This is a genomic window from Gordonia sp. NPDC057258 (genome assembly GCF_042668985.1).
GTDB classification, from domain to species: Bacteria; Actinomycetota; Actinomycetes; order Mycobacteriales; family Mycobacteriaceae; genus Gordonia; species Gordonia hongkongensis.
In genome coordinates this window covers 1-19,150 of record NZ_JBHUXZ010000052.1, presented here as the reverse complement: position 1 = coordinate 19,150, position 19,150 = coordinate 1, and the positions used below count along the sequence as shown (strand labels likewise).

The window sequence follows — 19,150 nt, the reverse complement described above, 5'->3', positions numbered from 1 at the left end:
TAGTTTCCCTCAGGCCGTCCCGGTCGCCGCGGTCGAGACTCGACGCCATGCCCAGCATCGTCTCGGGACGGCCGGCGTCGACCGGTCTGCCCACGCCTCGTGAACTCGCCGCCCTCACCGGGGACCGCGACCGCGTCATCGACCTGATCCGCATCATGTCGCTGGCGGTCGTGGTCGCCGGTCACTCGATCATGCTCACCGTCGACGTGACCGACGACTCGATTCATCTCGGCAACACACTCGGCGACGTGCCCGCACTGCAGCCGGCGACCTGGCTGCTGCAGGTGCTGCCGCTGTTCTTCTTCGCCGGTGCCGCCGCGGCGACCCGCGGCTGGACCTCGCGCGGCGACGGTGACACACCGACCGCCGGGCAATGGCTCGTCGCCCGGACACAACGCTTGATGCGGCCGGTGTTCTGGTACCTCGGAGCCGTCGCGGCCGTGTACACCGTCCTGTCCGGCACCGGTGCCACGGCGGCGGCCGACGTGGTCGCGCGTCTCGGGGTGCAGTTGCTGTGGTTCCTCGGCGCCTACCTGCTCGTACTGGCGGTGGTCCCGTTCCTGCAGCGCCTCCGGTCCGTCGGTGGTGTGCTGGCCGCCCTGGCGGTGTGTTGGGGGAGCACGGCGATCGTCGACGCCGTCCGACTGACGGACGGCCCCGCAGCGCTCGGCTACCTGAACTTCCTCGCCGTGTGGACGATCCCCGCGGTCCTCGGGGTCGCGTACGCCAAGAAGATCCTGCGGCCCGGGCTCGCCGTCCTCGCGGCCGCCGGTGCGCTGGCAGCCGACCTCGTCCTCGTCACGTGGGGACCCTACGAGGTCTCCCTCGTGACGGTTCCGGGCCAGCACCTGTCCAACATGAGTCCGCCGAGCCTGCTGCTCGCCGGCCACGCGATCGTGTTGTGCGCGGGCGCGATCGCGGTGCGCCGATTCCTCGCGGTCGTGGCCGACCGTCCGCGCGTCTGGTGGTGGGTGGTGCTGGGCAACCGGGGCGCGATGACGCTGTATCTCTGGCATCTGCCGGTGCTCGCGGCGATCATCGGTCTGTGCGCCGCGGCCGGCATCGACCGCGGCGACGTCGGCGCGGCGTCCTTCCCGATGATCGTCGGGGCGCAGACCGTGTTGCTGCTCGCGGGCATGGTCCCGGTGGTCGCGATCCTGTCCCCACTCGAGAACCGGTCCCTGCCGTGGTGGGACGAACCGGTCGCCCGGCGCAGCGGACCGGTGCGGAACGCGGCCCTGCTGACGGCGCTGGCCGGGCTCGGCGTGGCAGTGCTGATGCTCGCGCGCGGCGGTCTGACCGGCGACGGTGTGTGGTGGCTGATCATGGGCCTCGCCTGTGCCACCTGCTCGCGTTGCCTCGCGGTTCCCGCCGGTCGTCCGACGGCAGCGCCAGGGCTTCCCGGTGACGACGCCTCCCTGCAGGTCAGCGCCCCGCGGTAGTCGACTACCCTCGACGGGAGTCATCGTCGGCGCCGGAGGTGTCCGTCGGCCCGTTGGGTCGGCGTGCACAGCGCGACGACGATGCCGACCATCCATCGATCGACGCACGAGGAGCACGCCCACCGTGGCCACTTCCGCCGACGCAACGGCATTCCCGGGACCCGACGACCTCGAGGCGGCCGCGACGTCGGCCATCGAGGACTTCGAGGCGGCGGCCGACCTCGATCAGCTCGCCGCGGCCAAGTCGGCGCACCTCGGTGACCGCTCGCCGATCGCACTCGCCCGGCGCGCGCTGGGTTCCCTCCCCAAAGAGGAGCGTTCCGAAGCCGGCAAGCTGGTCAACCAGGTGCGCGGCCGGGTGTCGGCGGCCCTGGAGGCGCGCACCGCCGTCCTCGACGCCGAACGGGACGCGGCGGTCCTCGTCGCCGAATCGATCGACGTGACCCTGCCGAGTGGTCGGCGCCCGGTGGGCGCGCGACATCCCATCACCGTCATCGCCGAGCAGGTGGCCGACGTGTTCGTCGGTATGGGCTGGGAGATCGCGGAGGGCCCGGAGGTCGAGACCGAGCACTACAATTTCGACGCGCTCAACTTCTTGCCCGACCACCCCGCCCGGTCGATGCAGGACACCTTCTACATCGCGCCCGAGGGATCGCGGCAGGTCCTGCGGACGCACACCTCGCCGGTGCAGGTGCGCTCGATGCTGAGCCGGGACCTGCCCATCTACGTGGCGTGCCCGGGCCGGACGTTCCGGACCGACGAGCTCGACGCCACCCATACCCCGGTCTTCCATCAGATCGAGGGACTCGCCGTCGACAAGGGACTCACACTGGCGAACCTGCGGGGCACCCTGGAGACCTTCGCGCGGGCACTCTTCGGCCCGGAGACGACGACCCGCATGCGGGCGAGCTACTTCCCGTTCACCGAACCCTCCGCCGAGGTCGACGTGTGGTTCCCCGCCAAGAAGGGCGGACCCGGCTGGGTCGAGTGGGGCGGCTGCGGCATGGTCAACCCGAATGTGTTGCGCGCCAGCGGTATCGACCCGGATGTGTACTCGGGATTCGCGTTCGGGATGGGCCTGGAACGCACCCTGCAGTTCCGCAACGACATCTCTGACATGCGGGACATGGTCGAGGGGGACATCCGGTTCACCCTCCCGTTCGGTCCGGCCGCCTGACCGGCACCGCGCAGATCCCGCCCCGACGACTCCTCACGACGCGACGAAAGTAGTTGATACACAGTGCGTGCACCACAGTCCTGGTACACCGAGGTCCTCCGCGCCGGCGACCCGCAGTGGTCGGCGACCACCGATGAAGTCGACGCCGGTTTCGTCCGTGTCGGGTTCGAGATCGAGGACATCGAGGCGTTCCCGGAGATCACCGGACCGCTGGTGATCGGTCGCGTGGAGACGATCGAGGAGCTCACCGAGTTCAAGAAGCCGATCCGGTTCTGCACGGTCGCCGTCGGTGAGGACGAGCCCCGCGGAATCGTCTGTGGTGCACGCAACTTCGCCGAGGGTGACCTGATCGTCGCCGCGCTGCCGGGGGTCGTGCTCCCCGGTCCCTTCGAGATCGCCTCGCGTAAGACCTACGGCCGGGTGTCCGACGGCATGATCTGCTCGGTCTCCGAGCTGGGTATCGGCACCGATCACAGCGGCATCCTCGTGCTCGCGCCCGGGACCGCCGAACCGGGCGCGGACGCCCGCGAGGTGCTGGGACTCGCCGACGCGGCGATCGACGTCAACGTCACCCCCGACCGCGGCTACGCGTTCTCGGTGCGCGGCCTGGGCCGCGAGCTCGCGGGCAGCTTCGGGGTCCCGTTCGTCGATCCCGGACTCCGGGCCGCGGACCTGGCGGACGACGGGTCGGCCCCGGCGTGGCCGGTCGCCATCGACGAGAACTCCGGCGCGACGCGTTACACCGCTCGGGTCATCACCGGTGTGGACCCGACTGCGATCTCCCCGTGGTGGATGCAGAAGCGGCTCATGGTCGCCGGTATCCGCCCCATCTCCGCGATCGTCGACATCACCAACTACGTCATGATCGAACTCGGTCAGCCGCTGCACGCCTTCGACGCCGACCGTGTGACCGGAGCCGTCACGGTCCGGTCGGCCCAGCCGGGGGAGAAGCTCACCACCCTCGACGACACCGTCCGCGTCCTCGACCCCGAGGATGTGCTGATCGCCGACGAGTCCGGACCGATCGCCCTGGCCGGTGTCATGGGCGGCGCGAGCACCGAGGTGGGTCCCGAGACGACGACGGTGCTGCTGGAGTCGGCGACCTTCGATCCGGTTCGGGTCTTCCGCACCGCGAAGCGCCATAAGCTGACCTCCGAGGCCAGCAAGCGGTTCGAGCGGATCGTCGACCCCGAGATCACCGCGGTGGCCTCCGACCGCGCCGCCCGGCTGATCGTCGAGATCGCCGGCGGCCGGATCGCCTCACCGCTGTCCGAGACGCATGTCCAGACCCCGATCCGGTCGACGATCGCGATCGCAGCCGACGAACCGGACCGGGTCGCGGGCGTCAGCTATCCGCCGGGAACCACCCTGACGCGGCTGACCGAGGTCGGTTGCGTGGTGACCGGGACCGACGAGCTGGACGTGTTCCCGCCCTCGTGGCGACCCGATCTGCGGCAACGCGCCGACCTGGTCGAGGAGGTCCTGCGTCTCGAGGGCTTGGAGGACATCCCCGCCGTGGTTCCGCGCGCGCCCGGCGGCACCGGACTCACCCCGGTTCAGCGACGCCGGCGCAGCGTGGGACGCACCCTCGCGCTCGACGGCTACGTCGAGGTCCTGCCGTATCCGTTCATGCCGGCCGGCGTGTTCGACCTCTGGGACCTGCCCGCCGACGATGAGCGCCGGCGCACCGTGAAGGTCCTCAACCCACTCGAATCCGATCGCCCCGAGCTCAACACGACGTTGCTTCCGGGTCTCCTCGAGATGGCGGCCCGCAACATCGCACGCGGTCAGCGGGATCTGTCGCTGTTCACCATCGGTCAGGTCGTCATCGCCGGCGATCACGTCGCCGCGGTGGACGCGCTCGACGTCACGCGCCGCCCGACCGACGAGGAGATCGCGGCGCTCGACGCCTCGCTGCCCCATCAGCCGCTGCACGTCGGCGTCGTCCTCACCGGACTGCGCGATCCCGCGGGCCCCTGGGGGCCGGGACGCGCCGCCGACCACCTCGATGCCTTCGAGGCGGCGCGCACGATCGGTCGCGCGGCGGGGGTGACCGTCGAGCTCACCGCCGACGATCAGCGCCCATGGCATCCCGGCCGCTGCGCGCGGCTGACGGTCGACGGCCGCACGGTCGGTTACGCCGGCGAACTCCACCCCGCGGTGCTCGAGCGGGCCCATCTGCCGAAGCGGACCTGCGCGGTGGAGATCGACATCGACGCACTGCCCTTGGACGCGCGACTCCCGGCGCCGTCGGTGTCGGTGTTCCCCGCGGTCCTGCAGGACGTCAACGTCGTCGTCGGAGGGGAGGTCCCGGCTGCGGACGTCCAGAAGGCGCTTCGTGAGGGGGCCGGCGACCTGCTCGAGGACATCGCGCTGTTCGACGTCTTCACCGGTGAACAGGTCGGAGCGGGCAACAAATCGTTGACGTTCTCGCTGCGGTTCCGCGCCCCGGACCGTACCCTCACCGAGGACGAGGCCAACGAGGCCAAGCTGGCCGCCGTCGACGCAGCCGCCGCGCGGGTGGGGGCCCGTCTCCGCTGACCCCATCGGCGTGTCACCCCGCCGTGAATTGATTTGCAGCCTGCTGCATAATGATCACATGGCTTCGACAAGCAAGGTGAGGGTGGCGGTGGCCGGCGCGAGCGGCTACGCGGGTGGCGAGATACTCCGGTTGCTGTGCGGGCACCCCCGTCTGCGATCCGGCGAACTCGAGATCGGCGCGCTCACCGCGGGTGGCAATGCCGGGACGCTCCTGGGTGCGCACCATCCCCATCTGCTCCCGCTGGCCGACCGGGTCCTGGAGGACACGACACCGGAGATCCTCGCCGGACACGACGTCGTCTTCCTGGGCCTGCCGCATGGCGCATCCGCGGTGATCGCCGATGCCCTGCCGCCGACGACGCTGATCATCGACTGCGGGGCCGACTTCCGGTTGCGCGACGCCGGTGAATGGACGTCGTACTACGGCGGAGACCACGCCGGGACCTGGCCGTATGGTCTGCCCGAGTTGCCCGGCAACCGGGAAACGCTCCGGGACGCGAGCCGGATCGCGGTGCCCGGTTGCTATCCGACGGTGTCGATCCTGTCGTTGCTCCCGGCCATCGCCGCGGGCATCGCCGATCCGCACGTGACCGTCGTCGCGGTGAGCGGGGCATCGGGTGCCGGACGGTCGCCCAAGGTCGACCTGCTGGCGTCCGAGGTCATCGGGTCCGCGCGGGCCTACGGCGTGGGCGGGGTCCACCGGCACACGCCGGAGATCTCCCAGGCGCTCTCGACCGCCGCGGAACAGCCGGTGACCGTCTCCTTCACGCCCATCCTCGCCCCGATGGCCCGCGGCATCCTCGCGACGTGCACCGCGCGCACCGGGGCCACCGCGGAGGAGGCGCGCGCGGTCTACGAGAAGGCCTATGCGGACGAGGAATTCGTGCACGTGCTGCCGGAGGGGCGGCTGCCTGCCACCGGTTCGGTGATCGGCTCCAACGCCGTCCAGCTCGGCGTGACCGTCGACGAACGCGCACAGACCCTCGTGGTCGTCGGCGCGGTCGACAACCTGACCAAGGGGACCGGCGGCGCCGCGGTCCAATCGATGAACCTGGCGCTGGGCTGGACCGAGAACGAGGGACTGAGCACCGTGGGAGTGGCACCGTGACCGGATCGCAGGGCAGCGCGGAAACAGAGCAGGACCGGATCGAGGGCGGCGCCCCCGGAGATCACCCGCGGCTCGTGCGGAACCAGGGCGTCACCGCGCCCCTGGGGTTCCGGGCCGCCGGAATCGCGGCGGGCATCAAGGCATCCGGTGCGCTCGACCTCGCACTCGTCTTCAACGAGGGCCCCGACCACTCCGCCGCCGGCGTCTTCACCCGCAACCAGGTGAAGGCGGCACCGGTGCTGTGGTCACAGCAGGTCCTCACCACCGGCCGGCTGCGCACCGTGATCCTCAACTCCGGCGGCGCGAACGCCTGTACCGGACCGGGCGGCTTCCAGGACACCCACAAGACCGCGGAGGCGGTGGCCGACGCGCTCAGCAACTGGGGGACCAGCACGGGCGCCGTGGAGGTCGCGGTGTGCTCCACCGGACTGATCGGCGACCGGCTACCGATGGACAAGGTCCTCGCCGGGGTCACCGAGATCGTCCAGGACATGGGCGGCGGCCTGTCCGGCGGCACTGACGCGGCGCACGCGATCATGACCACCGACACCGTCCCCAAACAGGCTGCGCTGCACCACCCGCAGGGGTGGAACGTCGGCGGCATGGGCAAGGGCGCCGGAATGCTGGCGCCGTCACTGGCGACGATGCTGGTCGTGCTCACGACCGACGCGGTGGCCACCGCCGAGCAGCTCGACACCGCCTTGCGCAGGGCGACGGCACGCACCTTCGACCGGCTCGACATCGACGGCTCGTGCTCGACGAACGACACGGTTCTGCTGCTGAGCTCGGGCGCCAGCCAGATCCCGGTCGAGCAGAGCGTTCTCGACGACGCGGTGTTCGCCGTCTGCGACGATCTCGCCGCCCAGATGATGGCCGACGCCGAGGGCGTCACGAAGCGGGTCGTCATCACGGTCACCGGGGCGCACACCGAGGACGACGCGCTGACCGTCGCCCGTGCCGTTGCGCGAGATTCGCTGGTGAAGACCGCCCTGTTCGGGTCGGATCCGAACTGGGGGCGGGTACTCGCCGCGGTCGGCGCGTCGCCGGTCATCATCGATCCCGACCGGATCGCGGTGTCGTTCAACGGCAACCCGGTGTGCGAGAACGGTTTCGGGGTCGAGGGCGCGCGAGATGTGGACCTGTCCGGCCCCGACATCGCCGTCGTCGTCGACCTGAAGCTGGGAGAGTCGGCGGCCAGTGTCCGGACCACCGACCTCTCCCATGCGTACGTCGAAGAGAACTCGGCGTATTCGTCATGAGCGAGACGACATCGGGCGTCCACCCGATCGACCCCGCTGCCGGCCTGGCCAAGGCGAAGGTCCTCGCCGAGGCCCTGCCCGCGCTGCAGCGACTCGCCGGTGCGACCGTCGTCGTCAAGTACGGCGGCAACGCCATGATCGACGACGAGTTGAAGAAGGCGTTCGCGGCGGACATGGTCTTCCTGCGCGCGTGCGGCATGCATCCCGTGGTGGTTCACGGTGGTGGCCCGCAGATCTCGTCGATGCTGAAGCGACTGGGGCTCTCGGGTGAGTTCAAGGGCGGATTCCGGGTGACGACCCCCGAGGTCATGGACGTCGCCCGCATGGTTCTCTTCGGTCAGGTCGGGCGGGAGCTCGTGGGGCTGATCAACTCGCACGGACCGTATGCCGTCGGCATCACCGGTGAGGATGCCCACCTGTTCACCGCGACGCGGCGCACGGTGCTCGTCGAGGGTGTTCCCACCGACATCGGCCTCGTCGGCGACATCGCGTCGGTCAACACCTCGGCGGTGCTGGATCTGGTGGCCGCCGGCCGCATCCCGGTCGTCTCGACGATCGCACCGGACCGCGACGGGGTGGTGCACAACATCAACGCCGACACCGCGGCCGGTGCTCTCGCCGAGGCGTTGGGGGCGTCCCGGCTGGTGATGCTGACCGATGTCGAAGGCCTGTACACGGACTGGCCCGACCGCGGATCCCTGGTGTCCCAGATCGACACCGACGCACTCACCGCGCTGTTGCCGTCGCTGGATTCCGGCATGGTCCCCAAGATGGAGGCCTGCCTGCGCGCCGTCACCGGCGGCGTCGACCGCGCACACGTGATCGACGGGCGTGTCGCCCATTCCGTACTGGCCGAACTGTTGACCGAGAGCTCGACCGGCACCACCGTCGTCGTGCCTGAGGAGGACGCATGACCGCGCCACTGCAGCAGCGCTGGGCACAGTCGCTGATGAACAACTACGGCACACCCCCGATCGCCCTGGTGGAGGGCTCGGGAGCGTATGTCACCGACGCCGATGGCAAGCGCTACCTCGACCTGCTCGGCGGGATCGCGGTGAACGCCCTCGGCCACGCCCACCCGGCGATTGTCGACGCGGTCACCCGCCAGCTCCAGACGCTCGGGCACGTGTCGAATCTGTACATCGCCCCGCCCGTCGTCGAACTCGCCGAGGCGTTGCTCGGCCGGTTCGGCCATCCGGGTCGCGTGTTCTTCTGCAACTCCGGCACCGAGGCGAACGAGGCCGCGTTCAAACTGGCCCGACGGACCGGACGGCCCGAGATCGTCGCGGCGGAGCAGGCCTTCCACGGACGCACCATGGGTGCGCTCGCGATGACCGGTCAGCCCGCCAAACGCACTCCGTTCGAACCGATGCCGCCGGGCGTCCGGTTCGTTCCCTACGGTGACGTCGACGCGCTCGACGCCATGGTCACCGACCAGACCGCCGCGGTGATCCTCGAACCGATCCTCGGCGAGGCAGGCGTCGTCGTGCCCCCGGCCGACTACCTGGCGGCCGCTCGCCGGATCACCGAGGAGCGCGGCGCGCTGCTGATCCTCGACGAGGTGCAGACCGGCGTCGCGCGCACCGGTACGTTCTTCGCCCATCAGCAGGTGGGCGTGGTCCCCGATGTGATGACGCTTGCGAAGGGATTAGGCGGTGGCCTGCCCATCGGCGCGTGTATCGCCACCGGTCCGGCGGCCGACCTGTTCGGGCCGGGCCAGCACGGCACCACTTTCGGTGGCAATCCGGTCAGTGCGGCTGCCGCGCTGGCCGTCCTGGGGGTCATCGAAGCCGACGGTCTCCTCGATTCCGTTGCCGCGGTGGGGAAGTCGATCGCAACCGGCATCGAGGACCTGCAGCATCCGCTGGTCTCGCATGTGCGTGGATCCGGCCTGTTGCTCGGTGTCGTGCTGACGCAGCCGCTCTCGCAGCGCGTCGAGGCCGCCGCCCGGGACGCGGGGTTCCTGATCAACGCACCCGCGCCCGACGTCCTGCGCCTGGCCCCGCCGCTGATCCTCACCGAGCAGCAGGGACAGGATTTCGTGCGCGCGCTACCGACACTGCTCGACACCGCCGCCACATCGAACGAGGGGGACAAGCCATGACCAGACATTTCCTGCGCGACGACTACCTGACCCCGGCCGAGCAGGCCGAGGTGCTCGCACTCGCGGCCGAGGTCAAGGCGAAGCCGTTCGACTTCCGGCCGCTGGAGGGCCCCCGCGGGGTCGGGGTGATCTTCGACAAGAACTCCACCCGCACCCGGTTCTCGTTCGAGGTCGGCATCGCCCAGCTCGGCGGTCATGCGGTCGTCGTCGACGGCCGGACGACACAGCTCGGCCGCGAGGAGACCCTGGAGGACACCGGCCTCGTCCTGTCCCGCTTCGTCGACGCCATCGTGTGGCGGACGTTCGGGCAGGACCGGCTCGAGGCGCTGTCCTCGACCGCCACCGTCCCGGTCGTCAACGCGCTGTCCGACGAGTTCCACCCCTGCCAGGTGCTCGCCGACCTGCAGACGATCGCCGAGCACAAGGGCCAGCCGGCGGGCCTGACGATGACGTACCTGGGTGACGGCGCGAACAACATGGCGCATTCGCTGGCGCTCGGCGGCGTCACGGCCGGCATGCACGTCGTCCTCAGCTCGCCGGACGGCTTCCAGCCGGACCCGGCGGTGATCGCCGACGCCGAGAAGCGTGCCGCGCAGACCGGCGGCTCGGTGACGCTCGAGACCGACCCCGTCGCCGCCGCGACGGGGGCCGACGTCCTGGTGACCGACACCTGGGTGTCGATGGGGCAAGAGGACGACGGAAAGGACCGCACGGCGCCGTTCCGGCCGTACCAGATCAACGATGACCTGCTCATGCATGCCGCCGATGATGCGATCGTGCTGCACTGCCTGCCGGCTCATCGTGGCGACGAGATCACCGCCTCGGTGATCGACGGACCCCGCAGCGTCGTGTTCGACGAGGCGGAGAACCGCCTGCACGCGCAGAAGGCCCTGCTGATCTGGCTGTTGGACCACCAGTGAGCGGACACCCACGATGACCGCCGGAGCCGAACCCTCGGAAAGCCGCCTCGCCGCCACCCGGGCGGGTCGTCATGCGCGCATCATCGAGATCTTGTCCACGCATCAGGTACGCAGCCAGTCGGAGCTGCAGCGGTTGCTCGCCGAGGAGGGCGTCGACGCCACCCAGGCCACCCTGTCGCGCGACCTCGACGAACTCGGGGCCGTGAAGCTGCGGGCAGCGGACGGCGGCGCCGGGGTCTATGTGGTGCCCGAAGACGGTTCGCCCGTCCGCGGTGTGTCCGGCGGCACCGACCGGCTCGGCCGGCTCGTGTCGGACCTTCTGGTCTCGACCGACAGCAGTGGCAACCTCGCGGTGTTGCGAACGCCCCCGGGCGCCGCGCACTACTTGGCGGCTGCGCTCGACCGGGCGCGCCTGCCCGACGTCGTGGGGACGATCGCCGGGGACGACACGATCTTCGTCGTCGCGCGCGAGCCGCTCGACGGAGCGGAACTCGCCCGCCGGATCGAGGGCCTCGTGTAACCCTCGCCGCATCGACATTCTCGGTTCCGCCTCCGCGGAACCGGCAGACCACACCAAACGAACAGCCGAGACACCGCCAACCGGATACCCGGGCGGTGTCGTCGGAACACCGGGGCCGATGATGGACTCGGTCATCGCGCAGAACAGGAGCTTCACCTCATGGCAGAACGTGTCGTACTCGCATACTCAGGCGGCCTGGACACCTCGGTCGCGATCAGCTGGATCCAGAAGGAGACCGGCAAAGAGGTCGTCGCCGTGGCACTCGACCTCGGTCAGGGCGGCGAGGACATGGAGGTCATCCGCCAGCGCGCACTCGACTGCGGCGCGGTCGAGGCCGTCGTGGTCGATGCCCGCGACGAGTTCGCCGACGAGTACTGCCTCGGCGCGATCACCTCGAATGCGCTCTACATGGATCGTTATCCGCTCGTCTCGGCGCTGTCGCGCCCGCTGATCGCCAAGCACCTGGTCACCGCCGCCCGTGATCACGGCGGCACCGTCGTCGCCCACGGATGCACCGGCAAGGGCAACGACCAGGTCCGCTTCGAAGTCGGTTTTGCCACCCTGGCGCCCGATCTGCAGGTGCTCGCGCCGGTCCGCGACTACGCCTGGACCCGCGAGAAGGCGATCGCCTTCGCCGGGGAGAACGACATCCCGATCAACGTGACCAAGAAGTCGCCGTTCTCGATCGACCAGAACGTGTGGGGACGCGCGGTCGAGACCGGCTTCCTCGAGGACCTGTGGAACGCGCCGACGAAGGACGTCTACGACTACACCGAAGACCCCACCGTCAACTGGAACTCGCCCGACGAGGTCATCATCGGCTTCGACAAGGGCCGCCCGGTCAGCATCGACGGCCGCCCGGTGAGCGTCCTCGAGGCGATCCAGGAACTCAACCGTCGGGCCGGCGCCCAGGGCGTCGGACGCCTCGACGTGGTGGAGGACCGCCTGGTGGGCATCAAGAGCCGCGAGGTCTACGAGGCGCCCGGCGCCATGGTTCTCATCCGCGCACACGAAGAACTCGAGCACGTGACCATCGAGCGCGAGCTCGGCCGCTACAAGCGCGGCACCGACCAGAAGTGGGCCGAGCTGGTGTACGACGGTCTCTGGTTCTCGCCGCTGAAGCGGTCGCTGGACGCGTTCGTCGCCTCCACGCAGGAGCACGTGACCGGCGAGATCCGGCTGACCCTGCACGGCGGCACGATCGCCGCGACCGGCCGCCGCAGCTCGGAGTCGCTCTACGACTTCAACCTCGCGACCTACGACGAGGGCGACACCTTCGATCAGTCCGCGGCCCGCGGCTTCGTCGAGCTGCACGGCCTGTCGTCGAAGATCGCCGCGAAGCGGGACCTGAATCTGTGAGTGCGGGCACCGGCGGCGGCAGCGGCCCGGAGACCGGCGGGACGACCAACCAGGGTTCGCTCTGGGGCGGTCGCTTCGCCGGTGGACCGGCGGAGGCGATGGCCGCGCTGAGCAAGTCGACCCATTTCGACTGGGCCCTGGCCCCGTTCGACATCGAGGCGTCCAAAGCGCATGCACGGGTGCTGAACAAGGCCGGGCTGCTCACCGCCGAGGACCTCACCGGCATGCTCGACGGGCTCGATCGCCTGGCCGCCGATGTCGCCGACGGCAGCTTCGGGCCGGCCGAGTCCGACGAGGACGTCCACGGCGCCCTCGAGCGTGGCCTGATCGAGCGCGTCGGTCCCGAACTCGGGGGCCGGTTACGCGCGGGGCGCTCACGCAACGACCAGGTCGCGACCCTGTTCCGGATGTGGCTGCGCGCCGCCATGCGGCGGGTCGCGTTGGGCCTGCTCGACGTCGTCGACGCGCTCACCGCACAGGCGGCGGCCCATCCCGACGCGATCATGCCGGGCAAGACGCACCTGCAGGCCGCACAGCCGGTCCTGCTGGGGCACCATCTGCTGGCGCACGCGCAACCACTCCTGCGCGACATCGACCGGCTCGCCGACGCGGATCGTCGAACCGCGGTGTCGCCCTACGGTTCCGGCGCCCTGGCCGGCTCCTCCCTGGGCCTCGATCCGGCGGCGATCGCCGCCGACCTGGGCTTCGACGCACCCGCGGAGAACTCGATCGACGCCACCTCATCGCGCGACTTCGCTGCGGAGGCCGCGTTCGTCTTCGCGATGATCGCAGTCGACCTCTCCCGGTTGTCCGAAGAGGTGATCATCTGGAGCACACCGGAATTCGGCTACGTGACGCTGGCCGACGCGTGGTCCACCGGCAGCTCGATCATGCCGCAGAAGAAGAACCCGGACGTCGCCGAACTGATGCGCGGCAAGGCCGGTCGTCTCATCGGCGACCTCACCGGATTGCTCGCCACACTGAAGGCGCAGCCGCTGGCGTACAACCGGGACCTGCAGGAGGACAAGGAACCGGTCTTCGACGCGGTGGCCCAACTGGAGCTGCTGCTGCCCGCGGTGACCGGCCTGGTCGCCACGCTGGAGTTTCACACCGATCGCATGGCGGAACTCGCGCCGGCGGGTTTCACCCTGGCCACCGACATCGCCGAATGGATGGTCCGACAGGGCGTGCCGTTCCGGGTGGCGCACGAGGCCGCGGGTGCGTGTGTCCGCGAGGCCGAGTCCCGGGGCGTCGGCCTGGACGAACTCGACGACGCGACGCTGGCCGGTGTCCATCCGGCGCTGACGCCGGCGGTGCGTGACGTCCTGACCGTCCGCGGTTCGGTCGAGTCGCGCAACGCGCACGGCGGCACCGCACCCGGACAGGTCCGGCGGCAGATCGACGTCGTCACGGCCCAGACCGCCGATCTCCGGACACGCTGGACCGCTGGGCACGGCGGGCGCCACTGATCCCGGACGACTGGGTACAGTGACCTGTGTCACCGACGCCGCGTCAATCAACGCGCTGGTGAGGCCGGTACACCGACGACGGGAGGATCGACACGATGGCGGTGTGGGACGGGGGCCCCGATCTCGTGGGGGTGGTCGGCAGGGTGTTGGCCACTGCGCAGAACGGCCTCGAGGTGCTGCGGTTCGGTGGACTGGAGACCGGCACCGAACCGGCGCCCTTCGCGGTCGTCGAGACACACAAGATGTTCCGGCTGCGTCGGTATTTCCCGAACGATCCGTCGACCGGTCCGAACATCGTCCTGGTGCCGCCGATGATGGTGTCGGCCAACGTCTATGACGTCACCGAGCACAACGGTGCGGTGTCGATTCTGCACCGCAACGGCATCACGCCGTGGGTCGTCGACTTCGGGTCACCCGACTCCGAAGAAGGCGGGATGGAACGCAATCTCGCCGACCACGTGGTCGCGATCAGCCACGCGATCGACCTGATCGTCGAGGCGACCGGCCGTGATATCCACCTCGCCGGGTATTCGCAGGGCGGGATGTTCGCCTACCAGACCGCGGCCTACCGCCGGTCCAAGGGGATCGCGAGTCTGATCACGTTCGGCAGCCCCGTCGACGTCCTCGCCGCACTGCCCCTGGGGCTGCCCGCGGGACTGGTGGCCCCGGCGGCCGAGTTCCTGGCCGACAAGGCGTTCTCACGCAACCTCTGGGTGCGGGATTGGATGGCGCGCACCGGCTTCCAGCTCCTGGATCCGGTGAAGACGGTGCGCAGCCGCATCGACTTCCTGCGCCGTCTGCACGATCGTGAGGCGCTGCTGCCACGGGAGGACCAGCGCCGCTTCCTGGAGGCCGACGGCTGGGTCGCATGGTCCGGCCCGGCGATCGCGGAGCTGCTCCGGCAGTTCGTGGCGCACAACCGCATGGTCTCCGGCGGCTTCGTGATCAACGGCGATCTGGTGTCCCTCGCCGAGATCACCTGCCCGGTGCTCGCGTTCGTGGGCGATGCCGACGACATCGGGCAACCGGCGGCGGTACGGGGCATTGTCCGCGCCGCGCCCGACGCGGAGGTGTACGAATCCACCTTGCCGGCCGGACATTTCGGACTCGTGGTCGGTAGCGCGGCCGGTGAACACACCTGGCCGACGACCTCCGACTGGGTGAACTGGCTCTCCGACAACGGTCCGCGCCCCGAACTCGTCTCCGAGATGTCGCTAGTCGAGCCGGGTCACGGCGGCGGGGTCAGCCTGTCGTCGCGACTCACGCACGGGGTGGGGTCGGTGGCCGACGCCGGCACCGCCGCCTCGCGCGAGCTGCTCGGCCTCGCCAACTCCCTGCAACGCACCTCGCGAGCCGTCGCCTCGGAGTCGGTGCGGACCGTCCCCCGATTGTTCCGGCTGGGACAGATCCAGAGCGGTACGCGCATTTCCCTGTCGAAGCTGATGGCCGAGAACACCAAGCGCGGCGGCGACAAGGAACTGTTCCTCTTCGAGAACCGTGTGCTCACCCACGCCCAGGTGGACACGCGTATCGACAACGTGGTCGCCGGGCTGGTCGACTGCTGCATCCGCCCCGGCCAGCACATCGGTGTCCTGATGGACACCCGGCCGAGCGCCCTGGTCGTCATCGCGGCGCTCTCGCGTCTGGGCGCGGTGGCGGTGCTGCTCGCCGCGGACGCCGACGTCCGCGAGATGATGCGGCTCGCCGACAGCTCGGTCATCGTCACCGACCCCACCAATCTCGATCTCGCCAGTGCCGCCTCCGACCGCGTCCTGGTACTCGGCGGCGGCAGTGGCGACTCCCGGGCGATCGACGGTGCGGACGGCACCTCGATCGTCGACATGGAACGCATCGATCCCGACGAAGTCGTGATGCCGACCTGGTACCGGCCCGACCCCGGTCTCGCGGGCGACCTCGCGTTCATCCTGTTCAGCCGGGCTTACGGCAAGCTCGTCCCGTGGCCGGTGACCAACCACCGGTTCGCGATGTCGGCCTTCGGCTCCGCGGCCGCGGCGGCGCTCACCGACCGCGACACCGTGTACTGCCTGCCGCCGCTGCACCACGCGTCGGGGCTGCTCACGACCCTGGGGGCGACGGTGGTCGGGCGGTCGAGGATCGCGCTGTCGAACGGCATCGATCCCAAGAACTTCGCCGTCGAGGTGCAGCGCTACGGCATCACCGTCGTGTCCTACACCTGGTCGATGCTCAGCGGCATCGTTCGCGACCCCGACTTCCACATCAACCAGCACAACCCGATCCGGTTGTTCATGGGCTCGGGTATGTCGGCGGGACTCTGGGAGGACGTGTGCTCGAGTTTCCCCCGCGCGCGCATCCTCGAGTTCTTCGCGACCGCCGACGGCTCGGCGATCCTCGCGAACGTCTCCGGGGACAAGTTGTCCTCCGTCGGCCGGCCACTGCCGGAGACGAACCCGGTCGAGGTCGCGGCCTACGACATCGTCGGCGACCGGTTGCTCATCGACGACTCGGGCTTCGTCCGCCGGGCGGAGACGGGGGAGCCCGGTCTGCTCCTCGCCAAGGCCAAGCACAAGTTCGACACCAACGGGACGGTGCTCCGCGACGTCTTCACGACGCGTGATCGGTGGGAGGTGTCGGGTCACTTGTTCGTGCGCGACGCCGACGGCGACCTGTACTTCCTCGGAGCGACCGACCGCGTGCTCCGGACCGCGGACGGCCCGGTGTTCATCCCCCCGATCGCCCACGCCCTGTCCCGACTGAAGAGCGTCGACCAGGTCGTCGTCTACGGGGTCGGCGAACCCGGCCACCAGGTCGTCGTCGCGGCGATGACCCTCCGGCCCGGGGTCACGCCGGACTCGCTCACGGTCACACAACTGCGGATCGCGCTGGGGGAGTACCGGGCCGAAGAGCGCCCTCATCTCGTCCACGTCGTCGACGACATCCCGCAGTCGGCGTCGTTCCGCCCGCTCAGCACCGGTCTGGTCGAGGACGGACTTCCGAAACCGGGTGCGCGCGTCTGGTATCGCGACGACGAAGGGCGCTATCGCAGGTACACGAGGACCGTGGCGGAGAAGCTGGACTGGAGCGGGTCCTCGACGCGCAATGCCCTAGGCTGATCCGGGTGACGACACGCGCTGAGGCCATCGACCCGATCGTGCGCGAACGCCTGGCCTGCCCGCAGGACCACGGTCCGCTGGTCGACGCCGGCGACGAGCTCTACAACCCGCGGCTGCATGTCGCCTACCGCATCGACTCCGACGGCATCCCGGTGATGCTCGTCGACGAGGCGCGCACGGTCGACGACGCCGAGCACGAGCGCATCGTCGGTTCTCAGCCGGAGTAGCCCGCCAACGGGAGTCACCTCGACCGCACCTCGATCTCGTCGGATGACAAGATCGAGGGGTGAGTGCTGACAACGTCGAACCCCCCCGACCGGCCGAGTCCTCCCGGCCGACTGCCGTCCCCGCCACCGTCGACATCCTCGACGAACTGCAATGGCGCGGGCTGATCGCCCAGTCCACAGACCTCGGTGCACTGGGGGAGGCGCTCGCGAACGGACCGGTCACGTTGTACGCGGGCTTCGACCCGACGGCGGCGAGTCTGCACGCCGGCCACCTCGTCCCGTTGCTGACCCTCAAGCGTTTCCAATTGGCGGGTCATCGTCCGATCGTCCTCGCCGGCGGTGCCACCGGTCTGATCGGTGATCCCCGCGACGTGGGGGAGCGGACGATGAACTCGGCGGACACCGTGGCCGAGTGGGCCGCGCGTATCGATGCGCAGCTTCGGCGGTTCGTCGACATCGACGACACCCGTACGGGCGCCGTGGTGGTGAACAACCTGGACTGGACCGGCAAGCTGTCAGCGGTCGAGTTCCTCCGCGACCTGGGTAAGCACTTCTCGGTGAACGTGATGCTCGCGCGCGACACGGTGAAGCGACGCCTCGAGGCCGACGGCATGAGCTACGCGGAGTTCAGCTACCTGCTCCTGCAGTCGAACGACTTCGTCGAACTGAACCGCCGGTACGGATGCGTGCTGCAGATCGGTGGTTCCGACCAGTGGGGCAACATCGTCGGCGGCGTGGATCTGGCCCGTCGACTCGACGGCTCGGCGCTGCACGGGATGACGGTTCCGCTCGTGACCTCGTCGGACGGCAAGAAGTTCGGCAAGTCCACGGGTGGGGGCAGTCTGTGGCTCGACCCGGAACTGACGAGCCCCTACTCCTGGTACCAGTACTTCGTGAACACGGCGGACGCCGATGTCATCCGTTACCTGCGCTGGTTCACCTTCCTGGGGCGCGAGGAGATCGACGAACTCGAACGTGCCACCGCCGAGACCCCGCACCTGCGGCGCGCACAGCGCACACTCGCCGCCGAGATGACGACCCTCATCCACGGTCAGGCCAACACCGATGCGGTCCAACTCGCCAGCCAGGCACTGTTCGGGCGGGCCGAGCTCGATGAACTCGACGAGGCGACCCTCGCGGCCGCGGTCGGGGAGACCTCGATCGCCGAGTACGGCGAGACCCGTCCGACGATCATCGAGTTGCTGGTCGACACGAAGCTGTCGGAGTCCAACAAAGCTGCTCGCCGTGCAGTGTCCGAGGGCGGCGCCTACGTGAACAACACCAAGATCACCGACCCGGAGTGGCAGCCGGCCGACGCCGATCTGCTCCACGGGCGGTGGTTGGTGGTGCGTCGCGGCAAGAAGAGCTTCGCCGGCGCCAGACTAGGCCTCTGACCTGGCGATTTGACGCGTTGTTCGCGCCTGTGTAACTTAATCGACGCACCGCAGAGAGCAACTCCCCCGGAGCCGCAAGCCCCGGGGAAGCAAAAGTGCCCGAGCCACTCGCTCGGGCCGCCTGTGCGGGCCTCTCCCGAGAACAAGAGCGTGAGTATTTCTCGCGCTCAGGGAGAGCTCATCGGAGCCGGCTTCACATCGAGGACGTCTGGTGGGTGTGTGTTCTTTGAGAACTCGATAGTGTGTTGGTGGATTGTTTGATGCCATATTTTGGTGTCAGATGGTTTGCTTGGATGATGTGTCCGCGACCTTTATGTCGCGTGGCGCTGATGAGTTTATTTTTTGATGCCAGTTTTTTTGAGGATTATTTTGGTCAGGTTTTGCTTTCCTGGTTGAAGATTTTGTGTTGAAACGTTGGCTTTCGGGCTGATTTGGTTTCTGCATTTTTTCATGGAGAGTTTGATCCTGGCTCAGGACGAACGCTGGCGGCGTGCTTAACACATGCAAGTCGAACGGAAAGGCCCAGCTTGCTGGGTAC

14 protein-coding genes and 1 rRNA gene are annotated in these 19,150 nt (G+C 69.3%); all 15 read left to right on the top strand.

Annotated features, from left to right (window positions below; translation table 11 throughout):
- The first annotated feature begins 47 nt into the window (after positions 1-47).
- Entirely contained in the window at positions 48-1,442 is a 1,395-nt protein-coding gene (locus tag ACFUEJ_RS22955; RefSeq protein ID WP_065632026.1) for an acyltransferase family protein, read from the top strand.
- Positions 1,443-1,566: 124 nt separating this feature from the next.
- Complete coding sequence (gene pheS, locus ACFUEJ_RS22950) at positions 1,567-2,619, top strand: phenylalanine--tRNA ligase subunit alpha (protein WP_078113158.1); 1,053 nt, start codon at positions 1,567-1,569, stop codon at positions 2,617-2,619.
- Between the two features lie 63 nt (positions 2,620-2,682).
- Complete coding sequence (gene pheT, locus ACFUEJ_RS22945; RefSeq protein WP_165629963.1) at positions 2,683-5,160, top strand: phenylalanine--tRNA ligase subunit beta; 2,478 nt, start codon at positions 2,683-2,685, stop codon at positions 5,158-5,160.
- A 58-nt stretch (positions 5,161-5,218) separates the two neighbouring features.
- On the top strand, positions 5,219-6,268 hold the full coding sequence (gene argC / locus ACFUEJ_RS22940; protein ID WP_165629964.1) for an N-acetyl-gamma-glutamyl-phosphate reductase: 1,050 nt from the start codon (positions 5,219-5,221) through the stop codon (positions 6,266-6,268).
- Positions 6,265-7,527 carry a bifunctional glutamate N-acetyltransferase/amino-acid acetyltransferase ArgJ gene (argJ, locus tag ACFUEJ_RS22935; protein WP_388032136.1) on the top strand — a complete coding sequence of 421 codons (1,263 nt, stop codon included), beginning with the start codon at positions 6,265-6,267 and terminating at the stop codon, positions 7,525-7,527. Before argC ends, argJ begins: the two co-directional genes overlap by 4 nt.
- Positions 7,524-8,441: an acetylglutamate kinase gene (argB, locus tag ACFUEJ_RS22930; RefSeq protein WP_388032134.1), complete on the top strand. Its 918-nt coding sequence runs from the start codon at positions 7,524-7,526 to the stop codon at positions 8,439-8,441. Before argJ ends, argB begins: the two co-directional genes overlap by 4 nt.
- Entirely contained in the window at positions 8,438-9,631 is a 1,194-nt protein-coding gene (locus ACFUEJ_RS22925; RefSeq protein WP_388032131.1) for an acetylornithine transaminase, read from the top strand. Before argB ends, ACFUEJ_RS22925 begins: the two co-directional genes overlap by 4 nt.
- Positions 9,628-10,551: an ornithine carbamoyltransferase gene (gene argF, locus ACFUEJ_RS22920; RefSeq protein WP_078113153.1), complete on the top strand. Its 924-nt coding sequence runs from the start codon at positions 9,628-9,630 to the stop codon at positions 10,549-10,551. The genes ACFUEJ_RS22925 and argF overlap by 4 nt, the downstream gene beginning before the upstream one ends.
- Before the next feature lie 13 nt (positions 10,552-10,564).
- A complete protein-coding gene (locus tag ACFUEJ_RS22915; protein ID WP_010844368.1) occupies positions 10,565-11,071 on the top strand; it encodes an arginine repressor in 507 nt (168 codons plus the stop codon).
- Between the two features lie 159 nt (positions 11,072-11,230).
- Positions 11,231-12,430, top strand: a complete 1,200-nt coding sequence (locus ACFUEJ_RS22910) for an argininosuccinate synthase (RefSeq protein WP_058253842.1) — start codon at positions 11,231-11,233, stop codon at positions 12,428-12,430.
- Positions 12,427-13,899: an argininosuccinate lyase gene (gene argH / locus ACFUEJ_RS22905; protein ID WP_058253841.1), complete on the top strand. Its 1,473-nt coding sequence runs from the start codon at positions 12,427-12,429 to the stop codon at positions 13,897-13,899. Before ACFUEJ_RS22910 ends, argH begins: the two co-directional genes overlap by 4 nt.
- A 95-nt stretch (positions 13,900-13,994) precedes the next feature.
- On the top strand, positions 13,995-16,991 hold the full coding sequence (locus tag ACFUEJ_RS22900; RefSeq protein WP_388032124.1) for an AMP-binding protein: 2,997 nt from the start codon (positions 13,995-13,997) through the stop codon (positions 16,989-16,991).
- Between the two features lie 5 nt (positions 16,992-16,996).
- On the top strand, positions 16,997-17,218 hold the full coding sequence (locus tag ACFUEJ_RS22895) for a Trm112 family protein (RefSeq protein WP_058253839.1): 222 nt from the start codon (positions 16,997-16,999) through the stop codon (positions 17,216-17,218).
- A gap of 59 nt (positions 17,219-17,277) precedes the next feature.
- The gene (gene tyrS, locus ACFUEJ_RS22890; protein WP_388032117.1) at positions 17,278-18,612 is read left to right on the top strand and encodes a tyrosine--tRNA ligase; all 1,335 of its coding nucleotides are present in this window, start codon (positions 17,278-17,280) and stop codon (positions 18,610-18,612) included.
- A gap of 447 nt (positions 18,613-19,059) precedes the next feature.
- Positions 19,060-19,150, top strand: a 16S ribosomal RNA gene (locus ACFUEJ_RS22885); the annotation flags it as partial.

Excerpts from the sequence above, each read along its gene's own strand:
- argB (WP_388032134.1), top strand. The coding sequence starts at position 7,524 with ATGAGCGAGACGACATCGGGCGTCCACCCGATCGACCCCGCTGCCGGC.
- argC (WP_165629964.1), top strand. The coding sequence starts at position 5,219 with ATGGCTTCGACAAGCAAGGTGAGGGTGGCGGTGGCCGGCGCGAGCGGC.
- ACFUEJ_RS22915 (WP_010844368.1), top strand. The coding sequence starts at position 10,565 with ATGACCGCCGGAGCCGAACCCTCGGAAAGCCGCCTCGCCGCCACCCGG.
- ACFUEJ_RS22955 (WP_065632026.1), top strand. The coding sequence starts at position 48 with ATGCCCAGCATCGTCTCGGGACGGCCGGCGTCGACCGGTCTGCCCACG.
- argF (WP_078113153.1), top strand. The coding sequence starts at position 9,628 with ATGACCAGACATTTCCTGCGCGACGACTACCTGACCCCGGCCGAGCAG.
- ACFUEJ_RS22910 (WP_058253842.1), top strand. The coding sequence starts at position 11,231 with ATGGCAGAACGTGTCGTACTCGCATACTCAGGCGGCCTGGACACCTCG.
- ACFUEJ_RS22900 (WP_388032124.1), top strand. The coding sequence starts at position 13,995 with ATGGCGGTGTGGGACGGGGGCCCCGATCTCGTGGGGGTGGTCGGCAGG.
- ACFUEJ_RS22925 (WP_388032131.1), top strand. The coding sequence starts at position 8,438 with ATGACCGCGCCACTGCAGCAGCGCTGGGCACAGTCGCTGATGAACAAC.